Raw genomic sequence first — 23,636 nt, forward strand, 5'->3', positions numbered from 1 at the left:
CGTCGGGGCGGGCTGCTCAGCGGGATTCGTCCAGGAGGCGCGTGAGCGCCGGGTGCATCGCTTCCGCCCAGAGGCGGTAGCCACGCTCGTTCGGGTGCAGCCAGTCGGGCATGACCTCGGGCGAGAGCGTGCCGTCGGGGTTCGTCAGCGACGCGCCGATGTCCAGGAAGTGCACGGCCTGCCCGTCGGCGAAGCCGCGGATCAGCGCATTGATCTCGTTGTTGAGGACGCGGCCCCGGCCGTCGGGCCGGGGATCGCGCGGGAAGATCGCCAGCAGCAGGATCTTGCTGGCGGGCTGCCGCATGCGGATCTCGTCGATCAGGCGGCGGATGCCGGCGGCGGTCGCGGCAGGCGCGTCCTGCCGGTCGCCGGTGTTGTTGGTGCCGATCATCAGCACGGTGACCTTGGGCGCGATGCCGTCGATCTCCCCATGCTGCAGGCGCCACAGCACGTTCTCGGTGTGGTCGCCGCCGAAGCCCAGCGCCAGCGCGTCGTAGCGCGCGAAGTGCTCGGCCCAGACCGCCTTGCCGGCGTCTTCCCAGCCCTGGGTGATGGAGTCGCCGATGAAGACGACCTCCGGGTTCCGGCCCGCCGCGCGCATCGCGCGGATCTCCGCCAGCTTCTGCTCGTGGCGCGGCATCCACCAGTCCAGCGACCAGGACTGCAGCAGCGGCGAGGGCGTGACCGGCTCGGTGCGGTAGTCCGCGCAGACCGCGTTGGCCTGCCCGCGCCGCACCACGCGCACGTTGGCGATCGACAGTTCGCCGCGTCCACCGGTCTCGACCGAGAACGGCAGCGTGACGCGGCTGAAGTCGTCGCCATCGCGATGGAAGCACGACAGCGAGAACGACAGCCGCTGCCATCCCTTGCCCTCGAGCGCGCGGCCCGGCATCAGGTAGTTGAGCTTGCGCTCGCACCCGTCGCCGCAGGACAGCTTGAACGAGAGCCCGCCCTGGCTCAGGTCCTTGACGTCGATGTCGAACTCCAGCGTGCCGTGCGCGAGGTAGGGGCGCAGGTCGACGGGCGCGCCGCCGGTCACGCGCAGGCTCGCGTACCAGGTGTCCTGCCAGGTCATCGTGACCGCGTCGCGCGCGCCCTCCTTGCCGCTGCGCCGGGCGGAGATCCGGGTGGTCGCGGCCTGGGGTTTGGGCGCCGGCGGCGCGTCGGCGCGGTCGCCGGTCAGCGGCGCGCTGCGCTCGAAGTCGCCGATCGTCAGCTGGTAGCCCGTCATCGGCTGGCCGGCGAAGACGCGCAACTCGTCGGCGGGCGCGGCCGGTGGCGCATCGGCGGCTCGCGCGCCGCTGGCCACGCAGGACAGGGCGGCGGTGGACGCGGACAGGAGGAGGGGGCTCAACTTCATGGTGTCGGGGGCAAGGGAGTCGGAACGATGGGGCGCCGGAATCATCGGACCCGCCGGAGCCGGGCGTCGAGGCGGCGCGTCTCTCCGGGCTTGAGCTGAAGCGTCGCGCGGTGCGCGCCGGCGCGCACGGTGACGCGCCGCGTGCCATTGAAACCGTCCGCCGATGCCGCCGGCGCGCGCAGCGTGACCGCGGTCAGGCGGCCGGCGGACCAGGCGAGATCGACCTCGATGCCGCCGCGCGCGCGCAGGCCGCTGGCGTGGCCCTCGCGCCAGGCGGCGGGCAGGGCGGGCAGCAGCTGGAGCTCGCCGGCATGGGACTGCAGCAGCATCTCGATGACCGCGGCCGTGTAGCCGAAGTTGCCGTCGATCTGGAACGGCGGATGCGCGTCGAGCAGGTTGGGATAGGTGCCGCCGGCGTTGTTGGACTCGGTGCCCGGGCCCGCCTGCTCGGCGGCGCGCGCGCCGGGCGTGGCCAGCAGGCCGCGCAGCATGCGATAGGCATGGTCGCCGTCGCCCAGCCGCGCCCAGAACGCCATCTTCCAGGCCATCGACCAGCCGGTGCCGGCATCGCCCCGGGCCTCGAGCGTGCGGCGCGCCGCCGCCGCCAGCGCGGGCGTGCGCACCGGCGAGATCTGCCGCCCCGGGAACAGCGCGAACAGATGGGACACGTGGCGGTGCGTGTCGCCCGGCGTATCGAGCACCGGATCGCGTTTCTCGTCCAGCCATTCGAGCAACTGGCCCCAGCTGCCGATCTTCGGACCGGCGAGCCGGTCGCGCAGCGCGGCGACGTGATCGCGCCACGCGCGTTCGTTGCCCACCGCATCGGCCGCCGCGACCGCGTTGTTGAACAGGTCCCACAGGATCTGCTGGTCGTAGCTGACGCCGTCCTCGACCGGGCCGTGCTCCGGCGACCAGCCCAGGGGCGCGACCAGCCGGCCGCCGGGCAGCGGCTTGAGCTGGTCCTCCCAGAAGGCAACGACCTCCTTCATCAGCGGCAGCGTGACCTCGCGCAGGGTGCGCGCGTCACCGCCGAAGGCGTAGTGCTCCCAGAAGTGCTGCAGGTACCAGGCGTTGCCGGTCTTGTTCCAGAGGTAGCCCATGCCGCCGAAGGGATTCGACTCGGTGCGCACGGTCCAGCCGCGCACCGGGCGGCCTTGCGCGGTCAGGAAGCGTTCCTCGGGCGGCCGGGCCTCGCCGGCATTCGCGCCGATGGGGATGGGCTCGCTCGACGCCGCGCCGCTCGCCGCGCCCGAGGCGGCCGTGGCCAGCGCTCGCTGGGCGGTCTCCGCGACCACGCGGCGGTACATCGGGATCTGGCTCTGGACGAAGCCGAGGAAGGGCCGCGCCATCTCCGCCAGGTTGGCCGTTTCCGCCGGCCAGTAGTTCATCTGGACGTTGATGTTGGTGTGGTAGTCCGAGCTCCACGGCGGCGTGAGGCTGTCGTTCCACAGGCCCTGCAGGTTGGCCGGCAGCGAGTCGCGCGAGCTGGCGATCAGCAGGTAGCGGCCGTACTGCGCGTGCAGCGCCTCCAGCTCGGGATCGCCGCCCTCGGCGGTGTAGCGGCGCAGGCGCTCGCCGGTGGGCAGCGCGCGGCGATCGTCGCCGCTGCGGCCCAGGTCCAGCGCCAGCCGCGCGAAGAAGCCTTGATGGTCGGCGAGGTGCTGCGCGCGCAGCGTGGTCCAGGGCTGCGCAGCCGCCGCCTCCACCTGCGCGGCGACGCGCGGCAGCGGATCGATCCCGCTGTCGAAGGCCTTGGCCGCGTCGGGCAGGTAGCTGGTGCCGGCGCCGAGCACCACGGTCAGCGCGTCACAGCCGTCGAAGACGAGGTGATCGCCTTCGGCGCGCACCGAGCCGCCTTCCGCGATCACGCGCGCCTGCGCCGCGTAGCGCATGCCGTTCGGAAGCGCGCCGGCCGACGTCAGGCGCGCGCCGGCCTCGGCCTCGGCGCTGACGCGCGCGCCGTGGCGGTCGCTCAGCGCGAGCGCGCCGCTGTACTGCCCGGGCCGGTCCGCGCTCAAGCGCAGCACGATGGCTTGCGCCGGATGACTCGCGAGGGCCTCGCGCGTGAAGCGGACGCCGCCGCGCGTGTAGCTGACGCGATGGACCGCGTCGCCGATGTCGAGCTCGCGCCGATAGGCGCCGGCCTCGAGCTCGGACCCGGCGTCATGTCCCGGCAGCGTCAGCACCAGGTCGCCGAAGGGCTGATAGGCGCCCATCGTGCGGCTGTCGCCGGTCCACAGCGTGTTCTCGTTGAATTGGACGCGGTCGCGCGCGAGCCCGCCGAACAGCATCGCGCCGAGCCGCCCGTTGCCGATGGGCAGCGCGCGGCGCTCCCAGCCTTCCGGCGTATCGGGCGCGGGCGCGCGCTCGAACAGGCGCAGCTCCGACGCCATCGCCGCCATCGGCGCCATCGGCGCGAGCGCGGCCATGGCCATCGCGGCCACGGCCACCAGCCGCGCGAGCGGCTGGGCGATCCGGCCGATGACGCGCGGTCCGGTCATGTGGCGGTCCTCGGCTTGCCGACCACCACGCCGCGCCCATGCGGCGCGAGGAACACCGTGCCGTGCTCGAGCGGATCGGCGGCCATCGCCAGCAGCCGGCCGTAGCGATGCAGGTCGTCGCCGATGCGCACGAAGCTCTGGCCCGCGTCGTCGCTGCGGAAGAAGCCCTCGGCCGGCGAGGCGCCGCCCACCGACACGCGGCCCCAGACGTAGATCGCGTGGTACGAGGCGCCCGCGGCGGCCTTGCCCAGCGCGATCATCCAGGCCTCGGCGACCGGCTTGGCCGGCTGCATCGGCTGGTCCACGGCCGGCAGGTGGAAGAGGCCGTTGGGCAGCGCGACCCACAGGTCGCGGCCGCGTCCCGGCGCGCACAGCAGCTGCGCGTACTGCCAGTCTCCGACGCGCGGCAGCCCTTCGACGGCCGGCTGGAAACGCTGGCCGCCATCGACGCTCGTCAGCACGCGGCCCTGGGCGCGGTCGAGCACGTAGAACACGCCCTCGATCGCGCGGTCCGCGATGGGGGCCAGCAGCGGGTCGCGATCCTCGGGCCAGCCTTCGCAGCGGACCCAGCTGCGGCCCTTGTCCCTGGACCACATCGCGGGCTGGCGCTCCGGGGCCCACAGCAGGAAGCCGCCCTTGGCGCTGACGGCCACCAGGCCGGTCGGCGCGCGATGGCCTTGCGCGTTCTTCGCGTCCCGCGGCGAGGGGCCGAAGGCGCGCCAGTTCACGCCGCCATCGACCGACACGTAGCCGCCGGTGGGCACGTGATCGGAGGTGCGCGCCAGCACGCGCGGCTCCAGCTCCGCCGCGTCGATGGAGCGGTTGGTCTCGTTGCTCGGCGAGAAGAGGCCGGCCGACGGGTTCTTCGCCAGGTCGTCCCACGCGGCGCCGGACACGTCGCCCATGGCCGCCAGCAGCGTCGCGCCGCCGGACGGGCTCTTGATCTCCAGCGTCGCGGTCTCCTCGAGGTTCTCGACCTCGAAGCGCCAGGCGACGGTGCCGGCCGGCGCGCTCGTCGCCGCGGCCAGCGTGTCGGTCATCCACACGCCGTAGCCGGTGCCGTAGACCGCGCGGCCGCCGTCGTGCGGATCGAGCTTCACGTCGGCGATCCAGTGGCCCATCGGATCGGGCCGGCGCGTCGCGCGCGTGTAGTTGGCGAGCCAGGGACGCGACGCGACGTCGTGCCTGGAGCGCGCGCCGATCGCCGTCCAGGTCGCGCCGGCGTCCTCGCTGAGGAACAGGTCGTCGCCATCGCGCCAGCGCTCGATCGTCGAGACGATCAGCCGGCCGGGCCGGCGCCGGTCGACGTCCAGGCCGGAGTAGCCGAAGCCGTTCACGCCCTGGCCGGGTTTCACCGGCGTGATCTCGGTCCAGACGGCCTTGCCGCCGCGCGGCTCGCGCTTCCACACGCCGCCGCGCGAGGCGTAGCTCGGGTTGACCGCCTGCGGCGCGTCGCTGCCGGCGAAGCTGACGTAGAGCACGCCATCGGGCCCGATGGCCGCGCGCTGCGGCGCCATCGCGGGCGTGCCGGGCTCGCGCGCGAAGCTGCGGCCGCCGTCCTCGGAGACGTACAGCCCCGGCTGATCGTGGCTGCCGGCGTAGATCCGCGAGGCCGCCTTGCCGGCCGCGCCGCTTGCCGGATCGACGAGCACCAGCGACACATGCCTGGCCGGGAAGGCCAGCGGCTGGAAGCTGCGGCCGCGGTCGGTGCTCTTGAGCAGGCCGTCCTGCGAGCTGCCCAGGTAGAGCACCTCGCCGGCCCACGGGTCCACCTGCAGCCGCTCGCCGCTGCCGCGGCCGGGCGAGTTGCCGCCGATCTTCAGGCCCAGTTCGTGTTTGCTCCAGCTGCGGCCGCGGTCGCTCGAGGCCAGCAGCGCGCCATCGCGCATCTCCTTGGACAGGTAGAGGCCGCAGGCCAGGTAGACGCGGTCGGCATCGTTCGGATCGACCGCGACACTCAGCACGCCCATCAGATCGGCATCGGCCTTGTCGAGATGGTCCAGCAGCGGCCACCAGCGCCGCGCCTTCGGATCGAAGCGGTAGGCGCCGCCGATGTCGGTGCGGCAGTAGAGCAGCCCGGCCTCGCGCGGATGGAAGACGAAGCCGTCGACGAAGCCGCCGCCGCCGAAGGGCACGCTGCGCCAGTCGTAGGGCACGGCGCCGGTGCCGGCCGCCACGGTCGCGGCGAGCGCGCCCGGCAGCGCGGGCACGGCGGGCAGGGCGCCGCTCAGGGCGGCGAGGCCGGCGGAGCGGGCGATGAAGCGGCGGCGTTGCATGCGCGGTTCCCGAGGATCAGTAGCGGCCGAGTTTGACGCGCAGCACCGTGGGCGTCGCCGGCAGGTTGAGGCCCCAGTCGACCTGATCGCCATTCCAATTGCGCAGCGTGGTCCAGCGGCCGTCGGCGCCGAAGCGGCCTTCCTGCGCGTGGATCAGCATCGTGCCCAGGCCCTTGAACGAGGCGTCGGCGTCGAAGCGCACGCGGGCGCGCTGGCCGGTGACGATGAACTCGTCATCGCCGATCTGCGCGATGGCGACGCCGCCGCCCGGCTTCGCGGCCATGGGCGGCGCGTCGTTCTTCAGCTGCGGCCAGCTGCGCTCGCCGAACTGCCACTCGCCGAAGCTGACCTTGGCGGTCCAGCCCTTGAGCGCCAGGGTCTGGGGCTGGCGGTCGTCGCCCTCGGCGGCGCCGTGCGTGCGGCCCTCCAGCGCCCATTGCGCCCACTGCGAGGCCATCGGCGCGAAGCTGCCGTAGACCGCGGTGATCGGCGCCGTCATGCGCGCGTCGGTGTGCGGCGATCCCAGCGGGTAGTTGCTGTAGTCGGCGTAGTCGACGCCGAAGGGCGCCACCCCGATCGCGCCGCGGCCGAGGATGGCGTAGTGGTAGCGGGCGTAGGTCTCGGCGTTGCCGATCTCCGGCACCCACAGCGCGTTGTCGCGGCGCTGGAACTGGGCCAGCACCGCCTCGACCTTGGCCGACTCCGGCAGGTAGATGTCGGGGCCGACGATGTCGATCTTCGGTGCCGCGGCCTTGTAGATGCCGATCACGTCGTGGGTCGGGCCGCCGCTGGCGAAGTCCGATTTCCACGGCGCCAACGGCGCGAGCGGGTCGCGCAGCGCGTTGTTGACGAACATCGGCAGGTCGTAGGCCTGGCGGCCCGCCGCCGCGATCTCGCCGATGTAGCGCGCGATCGCCCAGCTGTGGAAGTACTGCTCGGCGTAGTCGCCATAGACCTCGGTCCAGGTGCCCGCCGCCTTGCGCCCCGCGCCGGCCGGCGGCTTCTGGAGCCGCAGCACCTCGGCCGGCACGGCCGCGGCGAAGGCGCGGTTCGCGGCCGCGCCGTGGTCGCGCGCCAGGCCGTAGGTGCCGACCTCGTTCTGCACCTGGACCATGATCACCGTACGGGCCTCGTCGACCTGCTTCAGGTGGCTCATCAGCGCGGTGAACGCGCGCTTGTCCGCCGCCAGCGTGTCGGCGCCGAACGGCGACAGGCAGTAGCTGGGCTTGCCCTGTTCATCGAGCATGCGCGGGAAGCGCGCGTTGTCCAGCTTGACCCAGGCGGGCGCGTACTGCGGGCTGGTGTTCTTCCAGGTCGCGAACCACAACAGGACGACGCGCACGCCGCGCTCCCTCGCCTGGGCCAGCAGCGTGTCGATGAAGCTGAAATCGAAGCGGCCTTCGGCCGGCTCGATCTGCTCCCACGCCGCGGGCACGACGACGGTGTTGGCCTTCGCGTCGGCGACGGCCGGCCACACCTGCTTGAGGGCATCCACCGAGTTGCTCGAGTTGTGCACCTGCGCGCCCAGCACGAGATACGGCTTGCCATCGACGAGCAGCGCGTGACGGCCGTCGCGCTCGACCAGGCGCGGCGGCTCGGCCGCCGCCGCGGCGCCGGCCAGCGAGGCCGACAGCGACGTCGACAGCGCGGCGATGGCGGTCATCGACGCGATCGCGGCATGGAGCCGCGACCGGACGGGAGAGCGGGGACGTGGCGTCATCCAGGACCTCAGAAGCTCATGCGGGCCGTGAGCGTGTAGCGGCGGCCGGTGTCGAACCAGGCGCGGCCCATCGTGCCGATGTGCTGCTGCATCAGCTGCTTGTAGGTCGCGTTGGTCAGGTTCTGGCCCTCCAGACCGAAGGTCACGTGGTCGTTGAACTTGTAGTACACGCCCGCATCCAGCTGTCCGTACGAGTCGGCCCATACCGGCAGGCCCCAGGCGACGTTGCGCTGGTTCGCCGGAACGCTGGCCGGATTGGTGTCCGTGCCGTCGCCGCCCTGCGTGCCGTTGACGTTGACCGCCTGCAGGTACTTCGAGCGCCAGCTGTAGGCCAGCCGCGCCGAGATGTCGCCGCGGTCATACAGCAGCGCCAGGTTGTATGCGTTCTTCGACAGGTTCTGCAGCGGCAGGTTGCCGAAGGTGCGTCCGTCCGTGTCGCAGCCGTTCAGGTTGAGGTTGAGGTTGGCCGCCGTGTTGCCGCCCGAGCAGTAGGGGCTGTTCACCGGGTTGTACAGCTTGGTCTTGCTGTCGACGTAGGTGTAGTTGGCCTGGATGCCGAAGCCCGCCAGCCAGCCCGGCAGATTGTCGAAGTAGGTCTGGAACGCGAGCTCGAAGCCCGTGGCGCGGCCGCGGGCGCCGTTGATCGGGCCGGTGACGGTGAAGTCCTGCAGCTGCCCCGTCGCGTCGGGGATCTGCTTCAGGTAGGTCTGGTTGATGATGATGTCGCTCAGGCGCTTGTGGAAGGCCGCGAAGGTCAGCGAGCCGGTGCGGCTGAAGTACCACTCGGCCGTGACGTCACCCTGCGTGGACTTGATCGGCTTGAGCATCGGGTTGCCCGAGGCCGTGCCGGTCTGCGTCACGTTGCTCACCACCGTCTGGCCATTCGTCGTCGTCGAGGTGAAGTCCTGCGACATCGTCGTGTAGGCCTGCAGCTGGGTGAAGTCGGGGCGCGAAATGCCCTTGCCCAGCGCGAAGCGGAACTGCAGCTTCTCGCTCGCCTTCATCCGCAGGTTCAGGCTGGGCAGCGCGTCGGTGTAGCTGTTGTTGAAGGTGCCGGCTTCCGAGAAGTTCGGGATCACCGGCACCGGCACGCCGGTCGCGCCGGTGGGCACGTCCTTGCTGGTGAACACGGTGTAGCCCTCGGCGCGCGACTCGGTGCGCACCACGCGCAGGCCGATGTTGCCGTCCACCGGGTACTTCCAGTCGTCCATGCCGAAGCGCAGCTGCGCGAAGGCGGCCTGCGTGCGCTCGCGCTGCTTGTTGGTGCCGGACGGGTCGGTGCCGAAGGAGGCCGGCGTCCAGGTGCCGCAGGACGAGGCGTCGCCGCCGTTCTTCTCTGCGCACAGGATGTCGTGGTACTTGTGCAGCGCCGCGTAGCTGTCCGGATAGCCGGAGGTGGTCGCCACCGTCGGGAAGATCAGCGACGGCACCGAGGCCTTGCCGCTGAAGAAGTTGTTGAAGCTGTGGAGGTAGGTGTTGGCGCTGAAGCGCGGATCGTTCAGGAAGGCCAGGTGGTTGATGTCCCCCTGCCACGGCTGGGTGATCGCGGACCAGTTGTAGCCCGGCACCGTGTTGGTGGTGACCGCGTCACGCTCGGTGAAGCGCACGCCGAAGCGCAGGTCCTGGAGGAAGCCTTCCTTGAACTTGTAGCGGGCGTCGCCCTTCCAGGCCTTCTCGGTGGCCTTGGACTTGTCCTGGTGCTCCATCGTGAAGGCCCAGTAGTAGTTGGCCGGATCGGCCAGCGCCGCGCGCTGCGCGTCGCTGAAGATCAGTTGCGGCCGGCCGCTGCGCAGGTCGATGGTCTCCTCGGGCATCTGCACGCCCGTGGCGACGGTGGAGTCGAAGCTGTCGGTGGTCGCGCGGATGTACTGCAGGTCCGACGAGAAGGACCACTGGTCGTTGGCGCGCCAGTTCAGCTTCCAGGCCAGGTCCTGGGTCTCGGAATTGCGGAAGGCGCTGCGGGTGTCGGCGCCGAAGTTGATGCCCGAGCCATCGTTGTTGCTCAGCGTGCCGTAGAGCAACTGGCCGTTCTTGCCGAACTCGCCGTTGGCGACCTGCAGCTTGTAGGGATCCGACTGCGCGAAGATGGCGCGCTCGTCCCACTGCATCCGGTACTTGCTGCGGAAGTAGGTGATGTTGGAGTCGACGTCGTCCTTCTTCCATTGCAGCGCGCCATACAGGCCCTGGCGCTTGCGGTCGAACTCCAGCGTGCGCCACTGCGAGCCCTTGGGCACCCACAGCGTGGTGCCGGCGGGCTGGCCGGCCACCGCGTCGGTGCGCGGGTAGTAGGGCTCGACCTGGAAGGCATCGGTGCGCGTGCCGCTGCGCGAGCTGGCGATGTTGACCAGCGCGCCGAATTCGCCCAGGTCGGTCTTCCAGCGGTTGCTGACCATGCCGGACAGGCTGGGCGAGGACTTCTCCTTCAGGTCCGAGTAGGTGGTCTGTGCTGACAACGCTGTCTTGAGGCCGTCGAAATCGAAGGGCAGGGCGGTGCGGAGGTTGACCAGCCCGCCGATGGCGCCTTCGATCTGCTCGGCCGAGGGGTTCTTGTAGACGTCGACCGCGGCCATCAGTTCGGGCGGGACATCCTCGAAGTTGAGCGAGCGGCCGCCGTTGGCGGAGAACGAGTCGCGGCCGTTCATCTCGGAACGGACATAGGTCAGGCCGCGGACGGAGATGCCGGAGCCTTCGACCGAGAAGTGCTCGGGGTCGCCCTTGGCCATGGTGCGGTCCATGGTGACGCCGACGATGCGCTGCAGCACCTCGGTGACCGAGCGGTCGGGCAGTTTCCCGATGTCGTCGGCGACGATGGAGTCGACGATCTCGTCCGAGTTCTGCTTGATCTTTTGCGCCGAGCTGAGCGCGGCGCGCTTGCCCGAGACGACGACGGTCTCGATCTGCGTGGTGGGTTCCGGCTTGGGCTCGGGCTTGGGCGCGGGGACCGCCTGGGCGAAGGCGATACCGGCGGCCATGCCGCCAAGGAGGACGGCCGCCTGCGCGGCTGCGAGGGACACGGCGGTCCGCTGGCAAGTGCTCATGATGTCTCCAGTCTGTTAGGTGCGGGTCCGCTCTGACGGCGTGACCTCTGGCGGGGAGGCGTACTGTTCTGGCTCGGGGATCGGTACTGCGGAAAGAGGGATGGGACAGGGATCGGCGGGCCGCTGGACGACGCGGTCCGCCGGGCTTGGGGGCTTCAGGCGTTGAAGCGGTTGACGAGGTTCTCGAGGTATTCCTGCCGGCCGGAGCGCGGCGCCACATCGGTGTTGCGGGCCAGCACGCGGTCGGCGAGCTGGTCCAGCGCGACGCGGCCTTCGAGCACGTCGCGCGCGGGCGCGGCGTCCCAGCCGGCATAGCGGTCGGCGACGTGGCGCGCCAGGCGGCCGTCGGTGATCATCTGCTCGGCCATCAGCAGCGCGCGGGCGCACACGTCCATGCCGCCGACGTGGCCGTGGAAGAGGTCCTCGGCGTCGATGGACTGGCGGCGCACCTTGGCGTCGAAGTTGAAGCCGCCGCTGCCCAGGCCGCCGGCCTGCAGGATGTGATAGACCGCGACGGCCAGTTCCGGCACGTTGTGCGGGAACTGGTCGGTGTCCCAGCCCAGCTGCGCGTCGCCGCGGTTCATGTCGATGCTGCCCAGGATGCCCAGCGCCGCGGCGGTGGCGATCTCGTGCTCGAAGCTGTGGCCCGACAGCGTGGCGTGGTTGGCCTCGATGTTGACCTTGACTTCCTTCTCCAGGCCGTAGCGCGTCAGGAAGCCGTAGACGGTGGCGGTGTCGAAGTCGTACTGGTGCTTGGAGGGCTCGCGCGGCTTGGGCTCGAGCAGGATGGTGCCCTTGAAGCCCTTGCGGTGCTTGTACTCGACGACCATGTTGAGGAAGCGGCCCATCTGGTCGAACTCGCGGCCCATGTCGGTGTTGAGCAGGGTCTCGTAGCCCTCGCGGCCGCCCCACAGCACGTAGTTCTCGCCGCCCAGGCGCATGGTGGCGTCCATCGCGTCGCGCACCTGCAGCGCGGCCAGGCCGAAGATCTCGGGGTCCGGGTTGGTGGCCGCGCCGGACATGAAGCGGCGGTGGCTGAACAGGTTGGCGGTGCCCCACAGCAGCTTCATGCCGGTGCGCTGCTGGTGCTCGCCCAGCACGTCGACCAGGCGCAGCAGGTTCTCGTGGCTTTCCTTGGGCGTGGCGCCCTCGGGGGCGACGTCGCGGTCATGGAAGCAGTAGTAGGGCGCGCCCAGCTTCTCGAAGAATTCGAAGGCGGCATCGGCCTTCTGGCGCGCCAGCTCCATCGGCGAGCCGCCCTGGAACCAGGGGCGCTCGAAGGTGCCGCCGCCGAACGGGTCCAGGCCGGTCCAGCAGAAGGTGTGCCAGTAGCAGACCGCGAAGCGCAGGTGCTCGGCCATGGTCTTGCCCAGGAGGATGCGGTCCTTGTCGTAGTGGCGGAAGGCGAGCGCCTCGTCGGAGGCGGGGCCCTGGTAGCGGATCGGAGCGATGTGCGAGAAGTAGCTGGTCATGGCGGAACTGCGATGTCGAAACGTGGCAGGGGCCGGCGTCAGGCCTGTGGGGGCCGGACGCGCGGGCGGGGGCGCTCAGGGCCGGATCGGCGGCAGCGCGCGCAGCGGCGCGTACAAGGCGCGGAAGACGGCGAGCCGTCGGGCGAGCACGTCCTGCCGCGCGGGCGCGGGCGTGCAACGGTCGGTGATCGGAGGCGGCGGGCAGGATTCGTCGACGCCCGCGCCGGCGGCCATGCGGCCCAGCCGCGCGGCGCCCAGCGCGCCGCCCGCGTCGGCATCGGCGTGGCGGACGATCTCGACGCCGAGCGCGTCCGCCATCAGCTGGGCCCAGAAGCCGCTGCGCGCGCCGCCGCCGACGATGGACAGGCGCTCCACCGCGGTGCCCGCGGCGCGCAGCGCGGCCAGGCCGTCGGCCATGCCGAAGGCGACGCCTTCCAGCACCGCGTAGCCGGCGTGCGCGCGGCGGGTCTCGTGCGTCAGGCCGTGGAAGGCGCCGGTGGCGAACGGGTCGTTGTGGGGCGTGCGCTCGCCGGCGAGGTAGGGCAGGAACAGCGGCGCGGCGGCGAGGTCGGCCGGGCTCAGCGCCTCGATCTCCTCGAGCAGCGCGGTCTCGGTGGTGCCGCTGAGCTGGCAGAACCAGCGCAGCGCGCTCGCGGCGGTGAGCATCACGCTCATCTGGTGCCAGCGCTGCGGCAGCGCATGGCAGAAGGCATGCACCGCGGAGGCGGGGTTGGGGCGGAAGCGGTCGTTGACGACGAACAGCACGCCCGAGGTGCCCATGGACACGAAGCCGGTGCCCGGCGCGGTGGCGCCGATGCCGATGGCGCTCGCGGCGTTGTCGCCGGCGCCGCCGGCCACGACGACGTCGCCGGCCAGGCCCCAGGCGGCGGCCAGCTCGCCGCGCAGCACGCCGGAGGGCGCGTTGCTTTCGACCAGGCGCGGCATGTGGGCGCGCGTCAGACCGGTGGCGGCGAGCAGCTCATCGGACCAGTCGCGGCGGGCCACGTCCAGCCAGAGCGTGCCGGCGGCGTCGGACGGGTCGCTGACCTTCTCGCCGGTGAGCAGCAGCCGCAGGTAGTCCTTGGGCAGCAGCACGGTGCGGACGCGGTCGAAGATCTCCGGCTCGTGCGCGCGCACCCACAGCAGCTTGGGCGCGGTGAAGCCGGGCATCGCGAGGTTGCCGGCGATCTCGTGCAGGCGCGGCGCGGCGGCGGTGAGCGCCTCGCATTCGGCGTGGCTGCGGCCGTCGTTCCAGAGGATGGCCGGGCGCAGCACGCGGTCCTGCGCGTCCAGCAGCACGGCGCCGTGCATCTGGCCCGACAGGCCGATGGCGCGCAGGCGGGAGAAGGCCTCGGGCGCGGCGGTGCGCAGCTGCTCGACGGCGCGCGTCGTGGCGGTGGACCAGTCGGCCGGATCCTGCTCGGACCACAGCGGCTGAGGGCGCGAGACGGTCAGCGGCGAGGACGCGCGGCCGACCACGGCGCCGGTGGCGTCGATCAGCAGCAGCTTGACTTCGGAGGTGCCCAGGTCGATGCCCAGGAAGGTGGCGGTCTGGCTCACAGCGAGGCCTCCTCGCCCTGGCCTTCGGAGTCGGCGGGCGCGGCGGCGTTGGCGCGCGCGCCGCTGGCCAGCGGCAGCTGCGGACGGGTGACGCGGTAGCGCGCCAGCGCGGCCGCACCGGCGGCGACCGCGTCGGCGCCGAAGCGCGAGGTGCGGACCGGCGTCGGCGCCAGGCCGGCGGCCGAGGCGTAGTCGTTGAGCGTCGTCAGCGCGGGGTCGAGGAAGGCCTCGCCCAGCTCGACCACGCTGCCGCCGAGCACGATGCAGGCGGGGTCGTAGGCGGTCGCCAGGTTCTGCAGCAGCACGCCGAGGTAGCGGCCGGCGGAGTCCACCGCCTTGGCGGTCTTGCGGTCGCCGTCGATGAGGCGGCCGCGGATGTCGGGCAGCGAATGCGGGCCGAGCTCGAGGGCCTCGTCGGGGCGCAGCATCGCGCGCATGCCGATCAGCGCCTCGGCGCAGCCGCGGCGGCCGCAGGAGCACAGCGGGCCGTCGATCTGCAGCACCATGTGGCCGACCTCGCCGGCGAAGCCGCGCGCGCCGGTCAGCAGCCGGTCGCCGACGATCACGCCCGCGCCCACGCCCTGGTTGATCGAGACGTAGAGCAGCGGGTCGGCGGGGGAGCCGGCGTTGAATTCCATCTCGCCCAGCGCGGCGACGTCGGCCTCGTTCTGCAGGTAGAGGGGGATGCCGGAGAGCGGGCTGCCATCGAGCTTCTCGGTGAGCAGCTGGCCCACGGCGAGGTCGTGCCAGCCGAGGTTGGGCGCGAAGTTCAGCACTCCGCGCTCCTCGTCGACGCCGCCGGGCAGGCCGACGCCGATGCCGATGATCTGCTGCGAGGGGTCGAGCTGGGCGCGCACCTTCAGCAGCACGGTGGCGAGCACGCCGATGCAGGCCTTGGCGCTGCGGCTGGTGCCGTAGCCTGAGACCGCGCGGGCCCGGACCTCGCCGGTGAGCGAGGTGGCGACGACACGCACGCCGTCGATGCCGACTTCGGCGCCCAGCATTAGGAGGCGGTCCGGGCTGATGAACAGAGGGGTGGGGCGGCGGCCGAGATCGCCGGTGGCGACGACGCTGCTCTCCATCAGCCAGCCTTCGGCGATGAGTTCGCGAACGAGGCTGGTGATCGTGGACTTGGTCAGGCCGACATCGTTCGCGAGATCGGCGCGTGACAGGCCGGGATGCGCGCACAGGTGACGCACCAACGCCATCCGGTTGATGGACTTCAATAGTTGCTGGCCACCGCCGGCGTCGGGTTGCATGCGCGTTGTCTCCTGCTTGTCTTGTTGTGTACGGTCCGCGCAGCCTGCGCGTCCATGACAAGGATATTAGTTGGGGCGCCGAACTAATAAATAGGAGGAAAACACCTAGGCCCCGGTTTCGGAACTCCCTCGCCCCCCGCGAGGGGGGAGAGGGCAGGGGAGAGGGGGTGCCTCGAAGGGCAGCAGCGCTGTGGCACGAGCCCCTCTCCCCTCCCTCTCCCCGGAGGGGCGAGGGGGAAGGACTGCCGAGGACTTCTCCCCGGAGGGGCCGGGGGCAATGACTGGCGAGCGCTGCCGCTGACTCGCGCTTGTCTTACTTGCGCTTGTTGTAGACGTCGATGAACACCGCCGCCAGGAGCACGAGTCCCTTGATGACCTGCTGGTAGTCGATGCCGACGCCGAGGATGGACATGCCGTTGTTCATCACGCCCATGACGAACGCCCCGATGACCGCGCCCATGATCTTCCCGACCCCGCCCGACGCCGACGCCCCGCCGACGAAGCAGGCGGCGATGACGTCGAGCTCGAACCCCAGCCCCGCCTTCGGCGTCGCCGTATTGAGCCGCGCCGCGAAGACCAGCCCCGCGAGCGCCGCCAGCGCGCCCATGTTGACGAAGGTGAGGAACGCGATGCGCTGCGTCCGCACGCCCGACAGGCGTGCCGCCTTCTCGTTCCCGCCGACCGCGTACACCCGGCGCCCCAGCGTCGTGCGTCCCGCCACGAAGTCATAGAGCAGCGTCAGCCCGACCATCACCACCATCACCGTCGGCAGCCCCTTGTACGAGGCCATCAGCCAGCTCATCGCCAGCACCGCGCCGGCCAGCAGCGCCTGCCGCAGCCAGAAGACCGGACCGGGTTCGGTCTCCATGCCGTGCCGCAGCGCCGCGCCGCGATGCCGCCACGACACGAAGACCGCCACCGCCGTCAGCAACAGCCCCAGCCCCAGCGTCGTCGGGCGCGGATCCTCCTGGCCGAAGAGCTCCGGCAGGAAGCCCGCGCTCAGCGCCTGGAAGCTGTCCGGGAACGGTCCCAGCGACTGCCCTTGCAGCAGCGCCAGCGCCAGCCCCTTGAACACCAGCATCCCGGCCAGCGTCACGATGAACGACGGAATCCCGAGGTAGGCCACGAACCAGCCCTGCGCCGCGCCGATCACGGCGCCCGCCAGCAGGCACACCAGCCCCGCCGGCAGCGCCCCCCAGCCGTACTGCACCATCAGCACCGCCGCCAGCGCGCCGATGAAGCCGCACACCGAGCCCACCGACAGGTCGATGTGCCCCGCCACGATCACCAGCAGCATGCCCAGCGCCATGATGACGATGTAGCTGTTCTGCAGGACCAGGTTGGTGAGGTTCAGCGGCTCCAGCAGCGTCCCGTCGGTCAGGTACTCGAAGAGCGCCATGATCGCCACCAGCGACAGCAGCATCCCGTAGTCGCGCAGATGGCGCTTGAGGAAGTGGCCGATGCCGGAGGCCGGCGAGGACGGGGAGGGGCGGGCGGTCGCCGTGGCGCCCGCCGCGATCGGTTCAGACATACGCGGTCTCTCCGGCGCCGACGATGGCGCCCATGATCATTTCCTGGGTCGTTCCGGCAGCGGGGAACTCCGCCACCATCCGCCCTTCATTCATCACATACAGCCGGTCGCACAGGCCCAGCAGCTCCGGCATCTCCGACGAGATCAGCAGGATGCCGCAGCCCTGCTCGGCCAGCCCGGCGATCAGGCTGTAGATCTCGAACTTGGCGCCGACGTCGATGCCCCGGGTCGGCTCGTCCAGGATCAGCAATCGCGGCTGCGAGAACAGCCACTTGGCCAGCACCACCTTCTGCTGGTTGCCGCCCGAGAGGTGCATCACGCTCTGGTCGACGCCCGCGCAGCGCGTGGCCAGCCGGCGCCGGTAATCCTGCGCGACCTGGTGCTCGCGTCCGCGGTCCAGCACGCCCGCGCGCGAGACCGCGCGCAGGTTGGCCAGCGACGTGTTCACCGCGATCGACTCGTCCAGCAGCAGCCCCAGCGACTTGCGGTCCTCCGTCACGTAGGCCAGCCCCGCGGCGATCGCCTTGGGCACCGTCGACAGATCGACCTCGCGGCCGTCCATCCGCGCGCTGCCGGTGATGCGCCGGCCATAGCTGCGGCCGAACACGCTCATCGCGAGCTCGGTCCGCCCGGCCCCCATCAGCCCGGCGATGCCGACGATCTCGCCGCGGCGCACCGTCAGGTCCACGCCCTTGACGACCTCGCGGCCCGCCTGCACCGGATGCTGGGCGCGCCAGTCGCGCAGCTCGAACAGCAGCTCGCCGATCTTGGGCGTGCGCTTGGGATACCGGTCCGCCAGGTCGCGGCCCACCATCGCCTGGATGATGCGCGACTCGCTGATCGGCTCGTCCGCGCAGTCCAGGCTCAGGATCGAGCGCCCGTCGCGCAGCACCGTCAGCCCGTCGGCCACGCGCGTGACCTCCTTGAGCTTGTGCGAGATCAGGATGCAGGCGATGCCCTGCGCGCGCAGCTCCATCAGCAGCGCGAGCAGCGCGTCGCTGTCCGACTCGTTGAGGCTGGCGGTGGGCTCGTCCAGGATCAGCAGCCGCACCCGCTTGGCCAGCGCCTTGGCGATCTCCACGAGTTGCTGCTGCCCCACGCCGAGCTCGCCCACCGGCGTGTCCGGCGAGGCGCGCAGCCCCACCCGCGCCAGCAGCTCGACCGCGCGGCGGTGCATCTCCACGCGGTCGATGACGCCCAGGCGCGCCGGCTCGTGGCAGAGGAACAGGTTCTCCGCGATCGAGAGCTGCGGCACCAGCGCCAGCTCCTGGTGGATGATGATGATGCCCAGCCGTTCGCTGTCGGCGATGCCGGCGAAGCGCCGCATCTCGCCGTCGAAGCAGAGCTCGCCGCCGTAGTCGCCGCCGTGGTCGGGATGCGGGTAGACGCCCGACACCACCTTCATCAGCGTCGACTTGCCGGCGCCGTTCTCGCCGCACAGCGCGTGGATCTCGCCGGCGCGCACGCGCAGCCGCACCTCCTCGAGGGCCGCGACACCGTGGAAGCGCTTGGTGATGCCGCGCAGTTCCAGCAGCGGGCCGGGGCCCGCGCCGTTCTGAGGAATCGCGTTCATGACTGCAGGCCCTTGGATCAACGCAGCTGCGTTTCCTTGTAGTAGCCGCTGTCGACCAGCACCGGCTTGACGTTGCTCGCGTCGACCGAGACCGGCTTGAGCAGCACGCTGGGCACGACCTTCACGCCGTTGTTGTAGGTCTTGGTGTCGTTGATCTCGGAGGGCGTCTTGCCCGCCAGCATCTCGTCGCTGACCGAGGCGGCGGCCTGCGCCAGCTGGCGCGTGTCCTTGAAGACGGTGCTGGCCTGCTCGTGCTTGAGGATGGACTTGACCGACGGCAGTTCCGCGTCCTGGCCGCTCACGACCGGGCAGGGCAGCTTGGCGCTGCAGTAGCCCGCGCCCTTGAGCGAGGACAGGATGCCCAGGCTGATGCCGTCATACGGCGACAGCACCGCGTGCAGCCGCTCCTTGCCGTAGAAGGCCGACAGCAGGTTGTCCATGCGGGCCTGCGCGGTGGCCGCGTCCCAGCGCAGCGTGCCGACCTTGGCGATGCCGAACTGCTTGCTGCGCACCACCAGCTTGCCGCTGTCCAGGTAGGGCTTGAGCACCGACATCGCGCCGTCGTAGAAGAAGGTGGCGTTGTTGTCGTCCGGCGAGCCGCCGAACAGCTCGATGTTGAACGGCCCCTTGCCCTGCGCCAGGCCCAGCTTGTCGACCAGGCTCTGCGCCTGCATCACGCCGACCTGGAAGTTGTCGAAGGTGACGTAGTAGTCGACGTTCTTCGTGCCCTTGATGAGCCGGTCGTAGGCCACGACCTTGATGCCGCGGTCCGCGGCCTTCTGCAGCACCGGCGACAGCGCCGAGCCGTCGATCGACGCGATCACCAGCACCTTCACCTTGCGGGTGATCAGGTTCTCGATCTGCGCGAGCTGGTTGGGGATGTCGTCCTCGGCGTACTGCAGGTCGGTCTTGTAGCCCTTGGCCTGGAAGGCCTTGACCATGTTCTCGCCGTCGGCGATCCAGCGCGCGGAACTCTTGGTGGGCATCGCGATGCCCACCAGGCCCTTGTCCTGGGCCCGCGCGCCGCCGGACAGCAGGCCCAGCGTGGCGCCTCCAGCGATCAGCAGCGTCTTGATGATCGAGGCACGGCGATTCAAACCTGTATGAAACATTTTTGTCTCCTGAATGATTTATGAACGCGGGCCGTTTGTACTGCGGGGCGGCGCGCTTGTCGATCTCAGTTTGTGTATCGGTGGCGGGTGGACGGTTATCGGGAATCAGCGCGCGCCGCCGGCGCCAAGCGCCACCGACACATAGACGAGCGGCGCGTTCCAGTTGATCGCGATCTCGTTGCTGGCGTAACTGCAGAAATGGTCGAGGTAGGACAGCGCCGCCAGCCTGGACGGGTAGGGCACCGGGCAGCCCTTGAGGTCCTGCTGGCCCGCGTTGGCGCCGCCGACCACGAAGCCCGGCACCGGCGCGGTCACGCCGTCGGCCTCGGAGGGCCGGTGATGCGGATGCATGGGCGAGCGCGCGCCGAAGCCCGTCACCATCGACAGGCCCAGCGGATTGCGGCCCAGCACGTAGTCGAAGAGGTCCTGCGCCGCCTGGCGATATGGGCCTGGCTGGGGCCGTGGATGGGCCCGCGCGCCGCCGGACCCGGCACCCGGGCTGGCGGCGAGACGATCGGCCTGCAGCAGCACCATCGCCGCGTTCAGCGCGTTGGAGTTGCTGCCCCAGTTGAAGTCCTTCTCCTCGAGCGCCACGCCCCACGCGGACGGCCTGCCCTTGGCGACCAGCGCATCGGCCAGGCCGAGGATGCGGCGCTCGATCAGCGCGCGATCGGCGGCGGCGGTCAGCCGCTCGCGGTGCGCCGCCAGCGACATCCACGCCAGGCCGCGCACGTCGCCCCAGGACGGGACCGTCATCGGGGTCTGCGCCGGCTTCATCGCGGCGTAGAACGTGTCGTCGCCGGTCGTGATGTAGAGCTCGGCGGCGGCCCACGCGAACTCGTCGTCGAGCGTCGCGTCGCCGTAGTCGCCGGTGTGGATGTCCGGCGGCTGGCGGTAGATCGCGTCGGGATGGGCCTGGGCCCAGGCCCAGGCCGCGCGCGCGGCCTCGAGCATGCGCGCCGACAGGCCGGGGCGCTCCTTCTCGAAGTCCTTGAACACGCGGCTGCCGACGGCCATCACCGCGGCGAAGTCCAGCGCCGCGGCGGTGCTCTTCTGCACGACGACGCGCTCGCCGGAGGCCGTCGCCGCGTCCGGCATCACGACGCCGTCGAAGCCCGGATTGGTGAGCTTGTGATAGACGCCCCCATCGTCCGGATCCTGCATGGTCAGCATCCAGTCGAGGTTCCAGAGCGCCTCGTCGAGCACGTCGGGCAGGCCGTTGCCGCTTTCGGGCAGGCCGACCTTGAGCGCGCGCATCCGGCCCGGCATCTGCTCGTAGGTCGCCAGCAGCGTGTAGACGGTGATGCCGGAGTTGACGATGTACTTGTTGTAGTCGCCGGCGTCATACCAGCCCTTGGGGCTGCTGATGACATCGCCGGCCTGGCGCTTCGGTCCGGCGGCCGAGGCATGGATCAGCACGCGCGTGTCGGGATGCCCGGCGGGACGGGCGAAGGGGCCGGCCAGCTCCGGCGTCAGCGCGATGCCGGCGCGATTGAAATAGAACGCGCGGATCGACGCCGCGGCCAGCGCGTCGTAGGCGCCCGCGCCGATGGTGAACGGATCGGAGTCCGGCAGGCCGGCGACCCGCAGCCGGTAGGTGCCCGACCGCGTCAGCGCGCTGAAATCGGCGATCCGGACCCGCGCGCGCGCCGGCGCCCACAGCGCGGCGGGGCCGAGCCTGCCGGTCCAGGCTGCCTTGCCGGTCGCGGCATCGATGAGCTGGAAGCGCGACGCCGCGCCGGCGGGCACCGTGGCCCGCTTGGCGGAGGACGGCAGGTAGCCCAGCTGGTTGAGCGCAATACCGGCGATACCGCCGATACCGGCGCCGGGCGCCTGCTCCTGCGCATGGGCGGCGGTCGCGCCCATGGCCAGGATCGCGAGGCTGGCCAGCACGGCCACGGTCCGGGTGCGCATCAGCGGCCCTTCCAGCTCAGCGTCCCGCCGCTCTGCGCGGGGCTGCGCTCGCCGTCGACCTCGAGCATCCAGTCGCGCAGCGCGCCTTGCGCGATCTCGACGCGGTACTCGCCGCCAGAGCGGCTGACCGTGCCGCGCGCCGCGATCGTGCCGTCCGGCGACGCGACCGCGAAGGCGGCGCTCGCGCCGTCGTCCAGCGCGAACACCCGCAGCACCACGCCGCGCGCGTAGTCGTAGTCGGGGCGCTCGGTCTCCAGGCCCCAGGGCAGCACGGTGTTCGGCGCGACATAGAGCGGCAGGCTCATGAAGTCGTGCGTCTCGCGCCGCCAGCGGCTGCCCTCGACGACCTCGCCGCTGAGCAGGTGGGTCCAGCGGCCGGCCGGCAGGTAGACGTCGACCTCGCCGCTGTCGCTGAACACCGGCGCCACCAGCAGCGCGCCGCCCAGGTGGTACTGGCGGTCCAGCGTCGCGCAGGCCGGGTCGTCGGGGAACTCGATCACCGGCGCGCGCATCATCGGCACGCCGGTCTCGGTCGCCTCGATCGCGGTCGCGTAGAGGTAGGGCATCAGCTGGTGCTTCAGGCGCGTGAAGCGTTGCAGCACCACGCAGCTTTCCTCGTCGACCAGCCAGGGCACGCGGTAGAAGCTGCTGCCGTGCAGCCGGCTGTGCGAGGACAGCAGCCCGAACTGGATCCAGCGCTTGTAGACGGCCGGCGGCGGGTTGCCCTCGAAGCCGCCGATGTCATGGCTCCAGAACGCGAAGCCGCAGGCGGTCAGCGACAGGCCGCCGCGCAGGCTCTCGGCCATCGACTCGAAGTTGGACCAGCAGTCGCCGCCCCAGTGCACCGGGAAGCGCTGGCCCGAGGCGTAGGTCGAGCGCGCGAAGACCACCGCGTCGCTGCCCTGCACCTCCCGCAGCAGCTCGAAGACCGCCTCGTTGTACTGCAGCGCGTAGAGGTTGTGCATCTCCACGGGATCGGAGCCGTCGAAGTAGACGACGCCCTGGTCGGGGATGCGCTCGCCGAAGTCGGTCTTGAAGCAGTCCACGCCCATCGCCAGCAGCCGGCGCAGATGGCCCTGGTACCAGGCCTTGGCGGCCGGGTTGGTGAAGTCCACGATCGCCATGCCGGGCTGCCACAGGTCGGTCTGCCAGGTCAGGCCGTTGGCGCGCTTGATGAAGTAGCCCTCGCGCACGCCTTCGGCGAACAGCGGCGAGCGCTGCGCGACGTAGGGGTTGATCCAGAGGCTGATCTTCAGGCCCTTGGCGCGCAGCCGCGCCAGCATGCCCTCGGGATCGGGGAAGCCGCGGCGGTCCCATTCGAAGTCGCACCACTGGAACTCGCGCATCCAGAAGCAGTCGAAGTGGAAGACGCTGAGCGGCAGCTCGCGGCGCGCCATCTCGTCGATGAAGTGCGTGGCGGTGGCCTCGTCGTACTGGGTCGTGAAGGAGGTCGTCATCCACAGCCCGAAGGTCCAGGCCGGCGGCAGCGGCGCGCGGCCGGTCAGCTCGGTCAGGCGCGCGACCGCCGCCTTGGGCGTGGGGCCGGCGACGACGCAGTAGTCCAGGGTCTCGCCCTCGCGGCTGAACTGCACGCGCGAGGTCTTCTCCGACGCGACCTCGAAGGACACCGGGCCCGCCTCGTTGACCAGCACGCCATAGCCGCGGCTGCTCAGGTAGAAGGGCACGCTCTTGTAGGCCTGCTCGCAGGCGGTGCCGCCGTCCTTGTTGGTGTTCTCGACGGTCTGGCCGTTCTTGACCCAGGGCGTGAAGCGCTCGCCCAGGCCGTAGACGTACTCGCCCACCGCCAGTGTCAGCTGCTCGTGCACGTGGCTGCCCTTGCCGGCCATCTGCAGGTAGCCGAGCGAGCGCCAGTCGCTGCGCGTCAGCACCTTGTCGCCTTCGCGGAAGACCAGGCCGTAGCCTTCGCCCTTCTTGACGTCGACGGACAGCGGGCCGGAGGTGATCGTGACGAGCTTGTCGGTCTGGGCGACCTGCAGCGCCGGGGAGGTCGCGCCGACCATGGGCACGTGCAGCCGCGGCGGCTGCGAGGCGCTGAAGTGCTCGACGCTGACGCGGATCACGCCCGGCAGCGGCGAGCGCAGCGTCACCGTCAGCGTCGGACCTTGCAGCGTGTCGCCGCGGTGCTTGATGGGCCGTGTGGTGACCAGCAGCACGACGCGGTCGTCATGCACGTCCACGGCATAGGTTTCGGTCGCGTAGTGCGCCGTGACGCCCGGCTGCAGCAGCCATTGCCCGTCGGTGAACTTCATGGGGGTCCTTCTCGTTTCCTTGTCGATTCAACTTGTCGATTCACTATCGG

Annotated in this window: 13 protein-coding genes; all 13 read right to left on the reverse strand. The window is 71.0% G+C overall.

Features of this window, described 5'->3' with window-relative positions:
• Positions 1-16: 16 nt before the first annotated feature.
• Positions 17-1,354: a GDSL-type esterase/lipase family protein gene (locus ACEN96_RS10185; protein WP_495587902.1), complete on the reverse strand. Its 1,338-nt coding sequence runs from the start codon at positions 1,352-1,354 to the stop codon at positions 17-19.
• A gap of 47 nt (positions 1,355-1,401) precedes the next feature.
• On the reverse strand, positions 1,402-3,861 hold the full coding sequence (locus ACEN96_RS10190; protein ID WP_495587903.1) for a glycoside hydrolase family 95 protein: 2,460 nt from the start codon (positions 3,859-3,861) through the stop codon (positions 1,402-1,404).
• Positions 3,858-6,137, reverse strand: coding sequence for a WD40/YVTN/BNR-like repeat-containing protein (locus ACEN96_RS10195; RefSeq protein ID WP_495587904.1), 2,280 nt, complete (start codon positions 6,135-6,137; stop codon positions 3,858-3,860). Before ACEN96_RS10195 ends, ACEN96_RS10190 begins: the two co-directional genes overlap by 4 nt.
• A 16-nt stretch (positions 6,138-6,153) precedes the next feature.
• The gene (locus ACEN96_RS10200; RefSeq protein WP_495587905.1) at positions 6,154-7,800 is read right to left on the reverse strand and encodes a DUF5597 domain-containing protein; all 1,647 of its coding nucleotides are present in this window, start codon (positions 7,798-7,800) and stop codon (positions 6,154-6,156) included.
• Positions 7,801-7,865: 65 nt separating this feature from the next.
• Positions 7,866-10,895 carry a TonB-dependent receptor gene (locus tag ACEN96_RS10205; RefSeq protein WP_495587906.1) on the reverse strand — a complete coding sequence of 1,010 codons (3,030 nt, stop codon included), beginning with the start codon at positions 10,893-10,895 and terminating at the stop codon, positions 7,866-7,868.
• Between the two features lie 155 nt (positions 10,896-11,050).
• Positions 11,051-12,367, reverse strand: coding sequence for a xylose isomerase (gene xylA / locus ACEN96_RS10210; RefSeq protein ID WP_495587907.1), 1,317 nt, complete (start codon positions 12,365-12,367; stop codon positions 11,051-11,053).
• A 75-nt stretch (positions 12,368-12,442) separates the two neighbouring features.
• Entirely contained in the window at positions 12,443-13,927 is a 1,485-nt protein-coding gene (gene xylB / locus ACEN96_RS10215) for a xylulokinase (protein WP_495587908.1), read from the reverse strand.
• Positions 13,924-15,186 (reverse strand): ROK family protein, encoded by a 1,263-nt coding sequence (locus ACEN96_RS10220; protein ID WP_495587909.1) that lies wholly within the window; start codon positions 15,184-15,186, stop codon positions 13,924-13,926. Before ACEN96_RS10220 ends, xylB begins: the two co-directional genes overlap by 4 nt.
• A 313-nt stretch (positions 15,187-15,499) precedes the next feature.
• Positions 15,500-16,717, reverse strand: coding sequence for a multiple monosaccharide ABC transporter permease (gene mmsB, locus ACEN96_RS10225; RefSeq protein WP_495587910.1), 1,218 nt, complete (start codon positions 16,715-16,717; stop codon positions 15,500-15,502).
• Positions 16,710-18,290, reverse strand: a complete 1,581-nt coding sequence (locus ACEN96_RS10230) for an ATP-binding cassette domain-containing protein (RefSeq protein WP_495587911.1) — start codon at positions 18,288-18,290, stop codon at positions 16,710-16,712. The genes mmsB and ACEN96_RS10230 overlap by 8 nt, the downstream gene beginning before the upstream one ends.
• A gap of 17 nt (positions 18,291-18,307) precedes the next feature.
• Entirely contained in the window at positions 18,308-19,402 is a 1,095-nt protein-coding gene (gene chvE / locus ACEN96_RS10235; RefSeq protein WP_495587912.1) for a multiple monosaccharide ABC transporter substrate-binding protein, read from the reverse strand.
• A 105-nt stretch (positions 19,403-19,507) separates the two neighbouring features.
• Positions 19,508-21,316: a glycoside hydrolase family 9 protein gene (locus tag ACEN96_RS10240; protein ID WP_495587913.1), complete on the reverse strand. Its 1,809-nt coding sequence runs from the start codon at positions 21,314-21,316 to the stop codon at positions 19,508-19,510.
• A complete protein-coding gene (gene yicI, locus ACEN96_RS10245; protein WP_495587914.1) occupies positions 21,316-23,586 on the reverse strand; it encodes an alpha-xylosidase in 2,271 nt (756 codons plus the stop codon). The genes ACEN96_RS10240 and yicI overlap by 1 nt, the downstream gene beginning before the upstream one ends.
• Positions 23,587-23,636: the final 50 nt, after the last annotated feature.

It is taken from the genome of Roseateles sp. Mitsp63, assembly GCF_059491535.1.